General features: G+C 70.7%; 10 protein-coding genes and 1 rRNA gene. 3 read left to right on the top strand and 8 right to left on the bottom strand.

Annotation, left to right across the window (positions count from 1 at the left end; all coding sequences use genetic code 11):
- Nucleotides 1-30 precede the first annotated feature (30 nt).
- The gene (locus tag ACSLIC_RS17300) at nt 31-648 is read left to right on the top strand and encodes a GNAT family N-acetyltransferase (RefSeq protein ID WP_436738600.1); all 618 of its coding nucleotides are present in this window, start codon (nt 31-33) and stop codon (nt 646-648) included.
- A 220-nt stretch (nt 649-868) separates the two neighbouring features.
- A complete protein-coding gene (locus ACSLIC_RS17295; RefSeq protein ID WP_436738599.1) occupies nt 869-2,110 on the top strand; it encodes a winged helix-turn-helix domain-containing protein in 1,242 nt (413 codons plus the stop codon).
- 56 nt (nt 2,111-2,166) lie between these two features.
- Here ACSLIC_RS17295 and ACSLIC_RS17290 read toward each other — a convergent pair whose 3' ends face one another.
- The 7 genes from ACSLIC_RS17290 to mtnA form a co-directional block, all read right to left on the bottom strand.
- Nucleotides 2,167-2,970, bottom strand: coding sequence for a response regulator (locus ACSLIC_RS17290; protein ID WP_436738598.1), 804 nt, complete (start codon nt 2,968-2,970; stop codon nt 2,167-2,169).
- Between the two features lie 190 nt (nt 2,971-3,160).
- Nucleotides 3,161-3,853: a ribosome hibernation-promoting factor, HPF/YfiA family gene (gene hpf / locus ACSLIC_RS17285; RefSeq protein ID WP_436740403.1), complete on the bottom strand. Its 693-nt coding sequence runs from the start codon at nt 3,851-3,853 to the stop codon at nt 3,161-3,163.
- Between the two features lie 314 nt (nt 3,854-4,167).
- Nucleotides 4,168-4,974 carry a ComF family protein gene (locus ACSLIC_RS17280; protein WP_436740402.1) on the bottom strand — a complete coding sequence of 269 codons (807 nt, stop codon included), beginning with the start codon at nt 4,972-4,974 and terminating at the stop codon, nt 4,168-4,170.
- 214 nt (nt 4,975-5,188) lie between these two features.
- Nucleotides 5,189-6,943, bottom strand: coding sequence for an LpqB family beta-propeller domain-containing protein (locus ACSLIC_RS17275; RefSeq protein WP_436738597.1), 1,755 nt, complete (start codon nt 6,941-6,943; stop codon nt 5,189-5,191).
- A gap of 130 nt (nt 6,944-7,073) precedes the next feature.
- Nucleotides 7,074-9,236, bottom strand: a complete 2,163-nt coding sequence (gene mtrB / locus ACSLIC_RS17270) for an MtrAB system histidine kinase MtrB (protein WP_436738596.1) — start codon at nt 9,234-9,236, stop codon at nt 7,074-7,076.
- 1 nt (nt 9,237) lies between these two features.
- Nucleotides 9,238-9,915, bottom strand: a complete 678-nt coding sequence (mtrA, locus tag ACSLIC_RS17265) for a two-component system response regulator MtrA (protein ID WP_003950455.1) — start codon at nt 9,913-9,915, stop codon at nt 9,238-9,240.
- Nucleotides 9,916-9,930: 15 nt separating this feature from the next.
- Nucleotides 9,931-11,076 (bottom strand): S-methyl-5-thioribose-1-phosphate isomerase, encoded by a 1,146-nt coding sequence (mtnA, locus tag ACSLIC_RS17260; protein ID WP_436738595.1) that lies wholly within the window; start codon nt 11,074-11,076, stop codon nt 9,931-9,933.
- Nucleotides 11,077-11,212: 136 nt separating this feature from the next.
- On the opposite strand from mtnA, the gene ACSLIC_RS17255 reads away from it, so the two are divergent.
- Nucleotides 11,213-12,499, top strand: coding sequence for a hypothetical protein (locus tag ACSLIC_RS17255; protein WP_436738594.1), 1,287 nt, complete (start codon nt 11,213-11,215; stop codon nt 12,497-12,499).
- 1,206 nt (nt 12,500-13,705) lie between these two features.
- Here the strand turns inward: ACSLIC_RS17255 and rrf are convergent.
- Nucleotides 13,706-13,822, bottom strand: a 5S ribosomal RNA gene (gene rrf / locus ACSLIC_RS17250).
- Between the last annotated feature and the right edge of the window lie 49 nt (nt 13,823-13,871).

Raw genomic sequence — 13,871 nt, 5'->3', positions numbered from 1 at the left:
GGGAACACTCGGCACCTGCACCATCACACGATGGAGCCGATCACCCTCACGACCCCGCGCCTCATCCTGCGGGCGCTGACCGCGGCGGACGTAGACGCGGTGTACCGAGCATGCCAGGACCACGAGATCCAGCGGTGGACCACCGTGCCGTCGCCCTACCGCCGCACGGACGCCGAGCATTTCGTGAACCGGGTCTGCGCCGAGGGGTGGCAGCAAGGGACCGAGTTCGCCTTCGGCGCCGTGGACACCGTCGGCCACGGCGCCCTGGTGGCCGCGATCGGCCTGTCGATGCGCGCGACGAGGACCGCGGAGCTCGGTTTCTGGACGGCGGCGGAGTACCGCGGCCGAGGTCTGATGACGGAGGCGGTCGAGGCCGTCACCTCCTGGGGGTTCACCCAGGCCCCGGTGGACCGGATCGTCTGGCGGGCCGAGGTCGGCAACCTCGCGTCCCGGGCGACGGCTCTGCGCACCGGATTCACGCTCGAAGGGATCGAGCGCGCGGGCATCCTCAACAACGGCGTACGCCGGGACTGCTGGGTGGCGGGGCTGCTCCCCACGGACATCGGCCTCCCTTCCACGGACGCCTACGTGCCCGCGCGCGTACCACCCGCCGGCCCCGCACCGGCGCCACCCGCCGAGCCGAGGTAGGCCGACGGTCCGCGTCGGCCTGGCCGTCGGAGCCTCCGAGGCGATGGCGCGCCGCACCATGACCCACACCGCGGCCACCAGGCCCACGATCCGCCTCATCGCCCTCCCCCTCCCTCACCCGCTTCGTCACTCTCTGTAACGACCATGCCCGCCTCCCGGCGCGCTAACCCTCGGATCAGAAGCAATTCGCGCTGTCGGTGTCACGTCCTACAGTGCGCTCATGACGAGTCTGCCGAGCGCCGCCGACACCCTGGAAACCCCCCGCCCCGTCGCCAGCCTCTCCGCTGACGAAGCCCGTCGCATCGCGCTGCGCGCGCAGGGCTTCCTGGGCGCCCCGGACCGGCGCGCGGGCGTCCGCGGCGTGCTCCGCGGCACCGGCGCCGTACAGCTCGACACCATCTCCGTCCTGGCCCGCTCCCACGAGCTGGTGCCCTACGCCCGCCTGGGGGCCATCGGCCGCCCGACCGTGGAAGCCGCCTACTGGAGCTCCGACGCGGACGGCTCGCCGCACGCCTTCGAGTACTGGTCGCACGCGGCGTGCATCCTGCCCATCGAGGAGTGGCCCCACTTCGCCTTCCGTCGCCGCGCCTACCGCGACCGTCCGCACTGGCACCACGACCTGCCCCGAGCCGCGTACGACAAGGTGCTCGCGCAGCTGACGGCCGAAGGCCCGCTCACCGCCTCGGAGCTGGGCGGCGCCAAGAACGGCGGCGAGTGGTGGGACTGGTCGGATACGAAGATCGCCGTCGAGCGGGCACTCATGTACGGCGAGGTCGTCTGCACCAGCCGACGCGGCTGGAAGCGGGTCTACGACCTCGCGGAGCGAGCCATCCCGGCCCCTCTCCTCCACGACGACCTCGACGACCGGGCGTGCCTTCGCGAACTGGTCGGCCAAGCGGGCCGGACGCTGGGCGTCGGCACCCGTTCCGACCTCGCCGACTACCACCGAGTCAAGGGAGAGAGCTTCGACTCGGTGATCGCCGAAACCGGCCTGGTCCCGGTCGAGGTCGAAGGCTGGTCCAAGCCGGCCTGGGCTGATCCCGAGGCCCTGAGTACGCCTCCGCGCGGCCGGCACCGAACCACGTTGCTCTCCCCCTTCGACTCACTCATCTGGGAGCGCGCCCGCACGGAGCGGATCTTCCGCTTCACGCACCGGCTGGAGGCGTACACCCCGAAGGCCAAGCGGCTGTACGGCTACTTCGCGATGCCCGTCCTCGCGGGCGGCAAGCTGGTGGGCCGCGTGGACCCCGCCCGCTCCGGCGACACGCTCGTGGCCCGGCACGTAGCCCTCGGCGGCGACCTGCCTGGCAGCCCCGGCCCCGCCAAGTCCGTCGGAGCGACGGCGGCGGCCCTCGTCGAAGCCGCCCGCTGGGTGGGCTGCACCGAGGTGCGGGTGGAGCACATGACGCAGCCGGAGCTGCGCCCCGCACTCAACGCCGAACTGGCAGCCGCGCTGATCTGAGCGTGGCGGGGCGGGCGCGGTGCCGGGTCATGGGGCGCCACCTGCCGCCGCCGGGTTCAGCGGATCTCCAGGATTTTCTCCCGCATCGCGTAGACCACGGCCTCCATGCGCGAGTGGAGCTGGAGTTTCTCCAGGATGTTGCGGACGTGATTCTTCACGGTGTTCTCACTGATGAACAATTCCTTCGCGATATCGCGATTGTTCATCCCGGTGGCGACGAGCTTCAGCACCTCCAGTTCACGATCGGTGAGCCGGGGAGCGGGAACGAGGCGACGGTCGTCCGTCCGCTGGATCATCGATTTGAATTCTGTGAGCAGTTTCGAGGCCATCGACGGGCTGATCTGCGACTGGCCGTCGGCGACCGCGCGAATCGCGGTCGCCACTTCGTCGGTGGAGATCTCCTTCAGCAGATAGCCGGTGGCACCCGCCTTGATGGCCTCGTAGAGATCAGCCTCTTCGTCGCTGATGGTGAGCATGATGATTTTGGCACTGGGTGCCACTTCCTTGATGGCCGTGCATGCTTCGATACCGCCGCGCTTCGGCATCCTCACGTCCATCAACACGATGTCGGGCAGGAGGTCAGCGGCCTTCTCCACCGCTTCGGCGCCGTCACCGGCCTCGCCGATCACCTCGATGTCCTCTTCCGCCTCCAGGACGATCTCCAGTCCGCGGCGGAACAGGGCGTGGTCGTCCACCACGAGCACCCGGATGGGCTCCACCGGGTCCTCTTCGAACTCTTCCTCCAGATCGGGACCTCGCGAGGCGAATCCCGGCAACCCGCTGACCACCTCTCGCCCCGCGCCGGCCCCGGAGCCCGCAGCGGGCCCGCCGTTGTGCAACGGTCCGAAAGTCTCCGGCATCGTTCCTCCCCCTGAAGGCCGTGGCCCGTCTCACCGTGCCTCCCCAACCTGGGGCGGCCGTACGCCGGTTGACCGGCTCGGTCATGATTTCATGCCACGGCGGCGGCGCGCGGCAGAGCTACGGAGACGGGGTGCGCCCCGGGGCGCACCAACGCTCCCGGGGGCACTCGCGCGGACCTGTCGCGACGGCTCAGCCGCCCAGTGCGCCTCCGGCGCCGCCGACGGCCGGCTCGGCCACCATCGGGTCCGGCCGGAGGTGGATCACGCCGTAGTCGTACGCGTGGCGCCGGTAGACCACTGCGGGCTCCTTGGTCTCCGAGTCGACGAACAGATAGAAGTCGTGTCCGACCAACTCCATCTCGTAGAGCGCCTGGTCTAGCGACATGGGAGCAGCCGCGTGGGTCTTCTCGCGAACGATCAGCGGCCCTTCGCCCTGGACCTCCAGAGACCCCATCCGGGTGGTCTTGACGGCCTCCTCGTCCTGCTCCGTGATGAGGGTGCCGTCGCTGGCCAGCCTGGCCGCGTCCGGAATGTGGTCCACGACTTCCGCGGCGGACAGGCGTCCCGTGCCCCGCCGGGAGTAGCGCTTGTCGTGCTCCTTGCGCATCCGCGCGTCGAGCTTGGCGGTGGCCAGGTCGAGCGCCGCGTAGGGGTCGGCCGCCGACGCCTCGGCGCGGATCACGGGTCCACGGGAACGGACCGTGATCTCGACCCGGTCCTTCCGTTCGGACTGCCTCGGGTTCGGCTCCTTGGACACCTCGACGTCCAGGCTGATCACCTTGCCGTCGAGCTTCTGGAGTTTCTCCAGCTTCAACTTGTCGGCCACGTGCTTGCGGAACCGCTCGGGCACCTCGGTCTTGCGTCCCTTGACGACGATGTCCACGCAGAACTCCGTTCCCGGATCGCCCCGCTCCATTGGCGGAGCATCTTCCTCTTGCACCGGCTCCGAATCATTCCGGAGCCTCGGACTCGGTGACTTACGCCTTCTCCTCCCCGCGGGACCGGGCTCTCACCTCGCCGATACGAGTGAACGATCACGTCACCGCACTGGCAATTCGGTTATCGGGGGAATGCTGTCGAGCCATTCCTCCCAACGAACATATCCCGCTCGGAGGGATGCCGTCACCCTCTACCGCCGCGTACCTCCATTCAGGTGACTCAACCCCCCTCACCATCTGCAACGATGGAAGCTTCTCGTCAGTTCCAGTTCATTTCGAAGGACGATGGTGAAGAGGCGACGACCGCTGCTCGCGGAAGCCATGCCCCACGACTTCCCCGGAAGTCCGTCGGATACCCGTCCGACCGGCCCTCCGTGAGTCCCGGGCCACGGTTCCAATTGTCCTCCTCCCAGCCCTTGCGCACCGCCCGAGCGGCCTCGGCCAGCGTCGCCCCGGTCGTCATCAGGTCGTCGACCAGGACCACTCGCCCCTGCCCCAGCACGGCTCCACCACCCGGGACCACCCGCAGAGCCCCGGCGAGATTGGCGGTGCGCCCCTCCGCGTCCAGCCCGCTCTGATCGGACACGCGGCGCCGCTGCGTGAGGAGCGGCGCCGCTCTCGCCGGCACTCCCGCCCGGCGCAGTTCCGCAGCCGCGCACGAGGCCATCCGGCGCACGGGGTCGTGCCCCCGCGACCGCACGGCCCGCGGCGCCGACGGGACCGGCACCAACAGGAGTCGCTCCGTTCGCAACGCGTGACGAGGCCCCGGGCTCGCACTCACCGCGCTCACGACCGCGGCCAGTACGCCACCCAGAACGCGAGCGAGCCAGAGCGCCCCACGCTCCTTGTGCTCCAGCAGCAGAGCACGGGCCGCTCCCTGGTACGGCACTGCGGCCCGTACGGCCGGGAGCCCTGCCGGCGCCGGGCACGGCCGCACCGGACGCACCACCGCACCGCCCATCTCCGCCAGGCAGCGTCGGCAGAGCCGCGCCCCGCGCTCTCCGCAGCCAGCGCAGTCGAGCGGCATCATCAGGTCGCTGAACGCCTGCCACCACCATGTGTCCATGCCGCGCACCCTGCCGCCCGAAGCGCCCGCCACACCGGCTCCTGGGGACAGTCGGCCGCTTGTGGATAACTCCGTCACCGCATCAGGCGAAAACTGCACGAGGGCGACTTTCCCGGCATCAGGTGGAAGGTGCGCGGGCATGCAGCCCCACATGACGCACTCCGAACACACGCCCGGTCACCGCCGAGCCGCCGCATTCCCGAACCGCTCGGCCTCAGCCTGGGTAGACCGGGGCCGCGCCCTCCTTGACCACTGTCTGCCAGTTCCCGCCCGGAGGAAGCCGCACGATTCCGTCGTCAGAGCGCGCGACCAGCGGCAGCCGGTCGTCCTCGGAAGCGGTGATCTCCTTGACGCCGGTGAGAGCGGGCAGCGAACCCCCGGAAGGCGTGGACCCGTCGCTCTGCACGTACCGCAGTTGCTGGACCCCACCGGATTCCCGTCCGACGACGACCAGGCGGCTGCCGCCGGCCCAGGACATGGCGGTGACCTCCTCCATGTGCGGGGCGGCCGTACGCAGCTCGGCCACTGCCACCTGCGAGGAGTCCCCGTCCGTCTGGCGTTCCACCCTGCCGATCCGGAGCGACGTCCGGTCGTCCTCGGCGACGATCAGCGCGACGCGAACGCCGTCGGCGGAGATGCGGACGGCCCGGACCGTCCCTTCCCCGAGTCCTGCCACCTTCACCTCCTGCGCTTCCTCCGCGCCCTGCTCCAGCCGCAGCAGACGGGACCGCGCGCCGTCGCGGTCCGCTATCCACAGGTCACCCCGGCCATCCCAGCTGGGGGCGGAGAGGCGCTCCTTCTCGGACTTGGCCCGACTGCGTATCTCGGTCTTCTTCAGCCCGTCCCCCGAGGTGAGGGAGCCTATGAAGAGGGACCGCCCGTCGAGCGAGACTCCGGCGGCCCGCTCCTCGTCTCGCGAGATCGCGGCCGACCGCAGGCCCTGCTCGCCGACGCCGAGGGAACCGGGCACCGGTTCGGCGCTCGATCCGCTCTCTCCGCCGGCACCGCCGGTCATCCGCACCAGCCGGTGACCGTCGTCCACGAAGTACTGGTAGTCGGGGTGACCAGCCGTGACCGCGGGTACCACGCTGTCCGCCCGGTTCCCGTCCAGGACGCACAGCTGGGAACCGTTCGACCTCAGCAGCTCCACCTCGTCCACGCCGGACGAGGTGAGATCACGCAGGGTGAACAGCAGTTGGGTCGCCATCCTCACGCACTGGGCCTGGCCGACCCCGTCGGCCTGCTTGTTGAGCGGCACCTTCAGCCTGCTCTGGTCGTCCGGGACCAGCGCCTTCGTGGGCGACCGGAGCCGCGTGCCTTCCGGGAAGACCGAGTCCACCACCGGGGCGATCCAGTCGCTCGGTCCGGCGAGCACCGACCGCACCGCCTCCGTGACGGGGTCTATGCGCTGGCGGACGTAGACCGGGTCGGCCACGAGCCCCACGGGCCTGCCGGGCTGCTGGGACGCCTCGTTCGCCCAGAAGTACTTGTTGACCGGACGGTAGATCCGCAGGAAGTCCGACTCCCCGAGGACCACGCCGGTGGGGGGCGCGTCGATACGCCACCGCATACCGTCCGGCCCCTTGACCTCCACGAGGTGCACGGGTTCGCTGTAGGCGCCCTCGGACGGCTGGTAGGCCCGCTGCTGGTCCACCCTGGCGACCATCCGGCCGGTCAGCGTGTACTGGAACCCGCCGTCCCGGTCGGACCTGGCGCGCTCCGCCCCCCGGTTGGGGCCGTCACGCAGGACGGTGGTGCTGCGCTCCGGCTCCCAGTTGTCCGCCGCTTCCTCCGTCAAGTACTCCCTGGCTATCGAGAACTCAGGGTCATCACTGGTCAGAGCCTCCAGGAAACCGTCGAGTATCTCCTCGGGCCGTGCTCCGTCCCTCGGCGGGACTCCGAAGACGCGGACCTGCGCGTCGGTCCGCTGCGTGGCGTCCACAGCCGTCACGTCACCGCTGTCGGGCATGGAGGCACATCCGGCGAGCAGAGCGGCAGCGGCTACCGCGCAGACCGCCGTCCCGGAACGCCGAGGCCCCCTCTCGTCGCTGCCCTTGAGCACCTCGCGGGACCACCGCACGCTGTTCCGACGACCGCTGTCACTGCCCACGCCGGCCCCCCTCCTCTTCACGGCCCACCCGCGCGGAGCCGTCCGTTCGCTCACCAGAACCCCGGACCGGGGCAGACCCCGATACGGCTGGCCCCGCTTCTCCGGCCCCGTGCTCCCTGGAGGCTTCCGGGGGACTGGACCGCGCCACCACCCGGGAACCGCTGCCGGGCAGCGCGGCCGGGTCCACCACGGGCCGGGGCGTTGCCCGCGAGGGCAGACGGCAGCGGTCCGCTCCGTCCTCCGCGCCAGGCCGGGCAGCGGTCGAGAGCCGCGCCAGGCCGACGCCCGGCGCGTGGAGCACCGTCGTCGCCCCATCGGTGCGCGGCGCGGCCTCCACGGACGGCGCGGGCACCCGCACGTCCTTCGGCGCGTCCTGGTTCCGTCGGGAGTCCGCGGGTTCCAGTGGAATCGGCGAACCGCGGAGCGCCTCATCGGCGGTACGCGGCACCGTCAGCCGGAACTGCGATCCGCCGCCGGGCTCGCCCCACGCCTGGAGCCAGCCGCCGTGCAGCCGCGCGTCCTCCAAGGCGATCGAGAGGCCGAGCCCGGTCCCGCCCGTCGTCCTGGCCCGTGCGGGGTCGGCGCGCCAGAAGCGGCTGAACACCCTGGTCGCCTCTCCCGGCTTCAGCCCCACCCCGTAGTCGCGGACCGCGACGGCCACGGCGCCTCCTGCGGAGGCTAGCCGTACGACCACGTCCCTGCCCTCGCCGTGCTCCACCGCGTTCACCACGAGGTTCCTCAGCACGCGCTCCACACGCCGCGGGTCCACCTCCGCGACGACGGGCCGCTCGTCGCCAAGAACCCGTATCCGGGTGCCCTTACGCTCGGCGAGCAGCTCAGCACCGCCGACGACGCGGCGCACGACGTCGCGCAGGTCGGTGTGCTCGGCCTCCAGGGCGGCCGCGCCGGCGTCGAAGCGGCTGATCTCCAGGAGGTCGGCGAGCAGCGACTCGAACCGGTCCAGCTGGTCGGCGAGCAGTTCGGCGGACCGGGCGGTGACGGGGTCGAAGTCCTCCCGCGCCTCGTGGATGACGTCCGCCGCCATCCGCACCGTCGTCAGCGGCGTCCGCAGTTCGTGGGACACATCCGACACGAAGCGGCGCTGCATCCGGGACAGGTCCTCAAGCTGCTGGATCTTGTGCTGGAGGTTCTGAGCCATCTTGTTGAACGCCTCACCGAGGCGGGCGATGTCGTCCTCCCCGGTGACCTTCATCCGCTCCTGGAGGCGCCCGGCCGACAGTCTCTCGGCGATACCGGCCGCCATCCGGACCGGAGTGACGACCTGCCGGACCACGACCCAGGCGATGGCGCCGAGCAGCACCACGACGAACAGGCCGGCGGTGGCGAGGGTCGTCTTGATCAAGGTGAGGGACTTCTCCTCCTGCGTCAGCGGGAAGAGGTAGTAGAGCTGGTAGGCGTCCCCGTTGGGGTCGTTCAGACGCTTGCCGATGACCAGGCCGGGCTGCGACGCCTGGCTGGCGTAGGTGATCCGTGTGTAGCTCTGGTACAGGCCCCCGGGCGAACCGGCGGTCTCGTCCACAGCCCGCCGGAGGTCGACCGGCACACTCTGCACGGGAACCACACCGCCGGAGGCGCGGGGCCCTCGGATACTCCCCGTGTCGTCGAGCGCGTCGGCACTGAGCGCGACGACGTCGAACGCGGACTGGCCGCCGCTGGACAACTGCTCGACCAGGTCGGACATCCAGACCGTGGCGTTCTGGGTACGCCCGTCCGCCACACCCCCGTCCTGGGCGGACCGGGCACTGGCGGTGTCGGCCTTGTCCTGCGCGACCTGGAAGCCGCCGCGGGCCTGACTCTGCGCGGCCCGCTGCTTGGCGTCGAGCAGGCCGTTGCGCACCTGCCCGATCACGACGAAGCCGAGCAGCAGCACCACACCGAGCGACATCAGCAGCGTGGTCACGACGACCTTCAGCTGGATACTGCGACGCCACAGGCGCACCGCCGGGAGCAGCGGGCGCCGCACCCAGCGGGCGAAGAGGCGCAGGAAGGGACTGCTGGGGACCCCTCCCTGGAGAACGCGCCGGCTCTCCCCGAGCCAGCCGAGGCCAGGGCGCCTGTTCGTCCGTCCGACAGGCCGCCCGGCGCCGTTGCCCTGTTCCTGCGACGGCGGGGCGGCACTGTCTCTGCTCATCTCAGCTCGGTCCGGCCTTGTAGCCGACACCGCGCACAGTCACCACGATCTCGGGGCGCTCCGGGTCACGCTCGACCTTGGAGCGCAGCCGCTGGACGTGCACATTGACCAGACGGGTGTCGGCGGCGTGCCGGTACCCCCACACCTGCTCCAGGAGCACCTCCCGGGTGAAGACCTGCCAGGGCTTGCGGGCCAGCGCCACCAGCAGATCGAACTCGAGCGGCGTCAGCGCGATCGACTGGCCGTCGCGCTTCACCGAGTGACCGGCGACGTCGATGACGAGGTCGCCGATGGTGAGCTGCTCGGGTGCCGGCTCCTCCGACCTGCGCAGGCGCGCCCGGATGCGGGCGACCAGTTCCTTGGGCTTGAACGGCTTCACGATGTAGTCGTCGGCGCCGGACTCCAGTCCGACCACCACGTCCACCGTGTCGCTCTTGGCTGTGAGCATGACGATCGGCACACCGGACTCCGCCCTGATCAGGCGGCACACTTCGATTCCGTCGCGGCCAGGCAGCATCTGGTCGAGAAGCACCAGGTCCGGCTTGGTCTCACGGAAGGCAGCGAGAGCCTTGTCGCCGTCAGCGACGAACGAGGGTTCGAAGCCTTCACCGCGCAGCACAATCCCGAGCATTTCCGCCAATGCGGTGTCGTCGTCGACGACGAGAACGCGTCCCTTCATTACGACATCATCCCATTAGCTCATCGATACCTGGCGTGACCTGACGCACAGCTGCTCCAACGCCCCTTCGGTCACGGGCGAGACAACGCCCCATTCGGTCACTACTGCGGTCACCAGCTCCGGAGGTGTGACATCGAACGCCGGGTTGTACGCCTGCGTCCCCGGGGGAGCGATCGGCACACAGCCGCCCGCTTCCCCGCCGAACCCACGCCCCGACGGCGAGATCGCCTCCGTCACCTCGTGACCGCTCCGCTGCTCGACCTCGATGGCCGCCCCGTCCGGGGTGTCCATGTCGATCGTCGTCACCGGCGCGACCACGATGAACGGCACGTGGTGGTAGCGCGCCAGCACGGCGAGCGGATAACTCCCTACCTTATTCGCCACCGAACCGTCCGCCGCTATCCGATCGGCCCCGATCAGCACAGCATCCACCTCCCCCGCCGCGAAAAGCGAGCCGGCGGCGTTGTCGGTGAGCAGGGTGTACGGCATTCCGCGCTGTGCCGCCTCGTAGGCGGTGAGCCGCGCGCCTTGCAGCAACGGCCGTGTCTCGTCGACCCACAGCCGACGGAGCCTGCCCTCGCGGTGCGCGGCGAGGACGACCGCGAAGGCAGTCCCCTCGCCCCCGGAAACCAGCGCTCCGGTGTTGCAGTGGGTGAGGAGGCGGTGCTGCCCGCCGGGAACCAGCTCGTCGAGGAGGGCCAGCCCTTCCCGGGCCATGCTCCGGCTGCCCTCGGCGTCCTCCCGGTGCAGGGCACGGGCAGCGGCGAGCGCGGCGGCAGCGGCCGCCCGCCCGTCCCCGCCGGCGGCGAGCGCCGCCGCATGTGCCTCCTGGGCCCTTCGGACCCCGCGCGCGAGGTTGACCGCGGTGGGCCGGGCCCCGGCCAGCATCCTCGCCGCGTCGGCGACGTCGTAGCCACGGGCTGCGGCGAGCGCGACCCCGTAGGCGCCCGCGATGCCCAGGAGCGGCGCGCCCCGGACCACCAGGGTCCGGACCGCGTCGACCAGGGCCGGAGCGTCCGTGCAGGCCAGCTCTCTCTCCTCGCCGGGCAGCCGTGTCTGGTCGAGCAGCACCAGCACCGGTCCGTCGGGCGGCTCCTCCCAGCGGAGAGCGGGAATCGAGTCCGGCATGCCCGCGACGCCTCGTCTGTACTGATCAGCCATCCGTTCAGTCTGCCCTGTGGACACCCGGCAAAAGAAGGCGTGGGCGGCGATGGAGCCGGACGGTACCGGGCTTGCCCGTGGGACCATGGCAGACAACCGGCCGCCGCGACCACGCGGGCACCGTGAAGGAGCGACGATGAACGACACTCCGGGCTGGGCAGCGCCCGGACCTGGTCCCTCGGACGACCGCGACCAGGGGCCCGCGACGCCCGAGGGACCCGAGGGAACGGAAGGCGGCGACCCTGGCACCTCTCCGTCGAAGTGGTCCAAGGAACAACCGCCTCCGGGTCAGTGGTCGGCCCCCGGGTCGACCAGCTCCGGCTCCGTCGACAGCCGGGGCGGACGCCGCGCACGTGCGGAGAGCGGTAGCCGGACGCCGCCGCCAGGAGGCGGCTGGGGCGGGGGCGGCTGGACCCAGCCTCCCGCCGCGGCCAAGCCCGGAGTCATCCCGCTCCGCCCGCTCGGGGTGGGCGAGATCCTCGACGGTGCCGTCGCCACGCTGCGTGCGCACTGGCGCACCGTGCTCGGCATATCGCTGATGATCGCGGTGGCGACGCAGGTGGTGCTGATCCTGCTGCAGCGCTTCGTACTGCGCGGCTCCGTGGACGTCTCGGCGCTCGAGGACCCGTCGGCGACCACCGACGAACTTCTCTCCGCCATGGGTGACGCGCTGCTGGACTCGGGCCTCGTCCTGTTGGTCTCGCTGCTCGGCACCATCGTGGCGACCTCCCTGCTGACCATGGTGACGAGCAGGGCGGTGCTCGGGAGGCCGGTGTCGCTCTCCGACGCCTGGCGCGACGCCCGCCCGCAATTGCCCCGGCTCGCCGGCCTGACGCTGTTGCTGCCGCTGATCGCCATCGCCGTCGTGGCCGTCGCGATGGTGCCGGGTGCACTCCTCGGCATGGTCTCCGGGCCGGACGGCGGGGCGGCGCTGCTGGCGCTCGGAGCGCTCGGCGGTGCCGTCGTGGCCGTCTGGCTCACGATCCGCTTCTCCCTCTCCTCGGCCGCGCTGATGTTGGAGAAGCAGGGCGTCGTCAAGGCCATGAAGCGGTCGGTGAAGCTGGTCCGCGGCTCCTGGTGGCGCGTCTTCGGCATCCAGTTGCTGGCACAGCTTCTCGCGATGATCGCGTCGTCGATCATCCTCCTGCCCTTCTCCCGGATTGCCGCCGTCATCACCGGCGAGAGCGCGGCGGGCGCCCTCGACGAGATGGCCGTCACCAACTTCGGCTGGACGTACCTGATCATCACCGGCGTCGGCTCGGTGATCGGCACCATGCTGACGCTGCCGATCGTGGCGGGCGTGACCGTGCTGCTCTACATCGACCAGCGCATCCGCCGCGAGGCCCTCGACGTGGAACTGGCCAGGGCAGCCGACGCGCCGCCGGACCACGAGAGCCAGCCGCCGTCCACACCCGGGAGCTGATACGGCGACCTGGCCGGCGGCTCCGACTGTCGCGGCACACGGCGACGGCGGGCCGCCGGCCTCTTGAGACCACGCCCGGCCCGGAAGGCCGCCACCGGGAACTCCTCCACCCCGGGTACCACGAGCACAGCCCGACCCTGCCCCAAAGGGCCTGAACAGCCTTCCGGGACTGATCCCAAGACCTCTTCGGCGCCAGCAACCGGTGCGGCGCCTGGAGGCGGTGCCAGCGCGGCCCTGATCGTCCTCGCCCTGGTCACTCTGGCCGTCGCCCTGCACCCCTGACTGGGCGCGCCGCCCCTGCCTCCGCCCCATAGGCAGGGGCGAGCGCAGCCGCGCACAGCGCCACCGTCCGCTCGTACGGGTCGCTGGGACTCTTCCCCGCCGGCCGACGCACTCCGTTCCGGGGCGGTCGCCGCGTACTGCCGCCACCCTCTCCCTGCGAGGACAGCCCGCCTTGGGCGAACTGGACCAGCACACTCGCCGCAGGCAAGGACAGCGAGTTCGACACTCTGCGCAGGTAGGTCCCGGGGGACGACACCTGTTACCTCGACTGGCACGCAACCGGGAGGCGGGTCGGTCGCCACACGGGCCTGGTGCGCCGAACACGGCTGACGCGTGCTGATCGCGCTCGATGTCGGGTAGGCGTCGGCGGGTCCCGTGGGAGACGCTCTACGACTGGACTTGGCGATGGACGCCGCTCCACTCCTGGCAACTCTGGCCCCTCTCGCGGAACCGCGTGGACCTCCTCGTCCTCGCCAACGAACCGGCACGCGGCAAGGCTGCTACTTCAGGGCTGCCAGCCCTGGTGGGCGGTCTGGCAGCCCTGGAACCGCAGTTGGTCGAGTCCGACGCTCAATGCCCGGACAGCCGCGACCCAGCAGAACACCTCGCGCAAGGCCCTGGTGGTACTGCCCCCCCACGTTCGATTCCTCGGACAGCTCACCGCCCGCCGTACTCCCCTGATTGCTTCCCTCCGAGGCTTGAGGAGATGCCGATGCTCCGTGGAGAAGTCCACCGCGCACGATGCTCAGGCCGGTGGTGAACGCACCACTCGCCAAGCTGGCCCCAGCTCTCGCGGCGCCTCCCCTCGGCCAGGGCTACGGGAAATGTGGGCCTCGCCCACCAGAAAAAGCCCCTGAACGCAAAAATGCCTCGGACCCCGGAAACCTGTTTTCACAAGATTTCCAGGGCCCGAGGCCACAAATAGTTCGGCGGCGTCCTACTCTCCCACAGGGTCCCCCCTGCAGTACCATCGGCGCTGTGAGGCTTAGCTTCCGGGTTCGGAATGTAACCGGGCGTTTCCCTCACGCTATGACCACCGAAACACTACGAAACACACCAGCAACCACACCCACCCAAACAGGGAGGCCTA

Source organism: Streptomyces sp. BBFR102 (genome assembly GCF_051397025.1).
Classification (GTDB): Bacteria; Actinomycetota; Actinomycetes; order Streptomycetales; family Streptomycetaceae; genus Streptomyces.
This window is presented reverse-complemented; position numbering and strand designations above follow the sequence as displayed.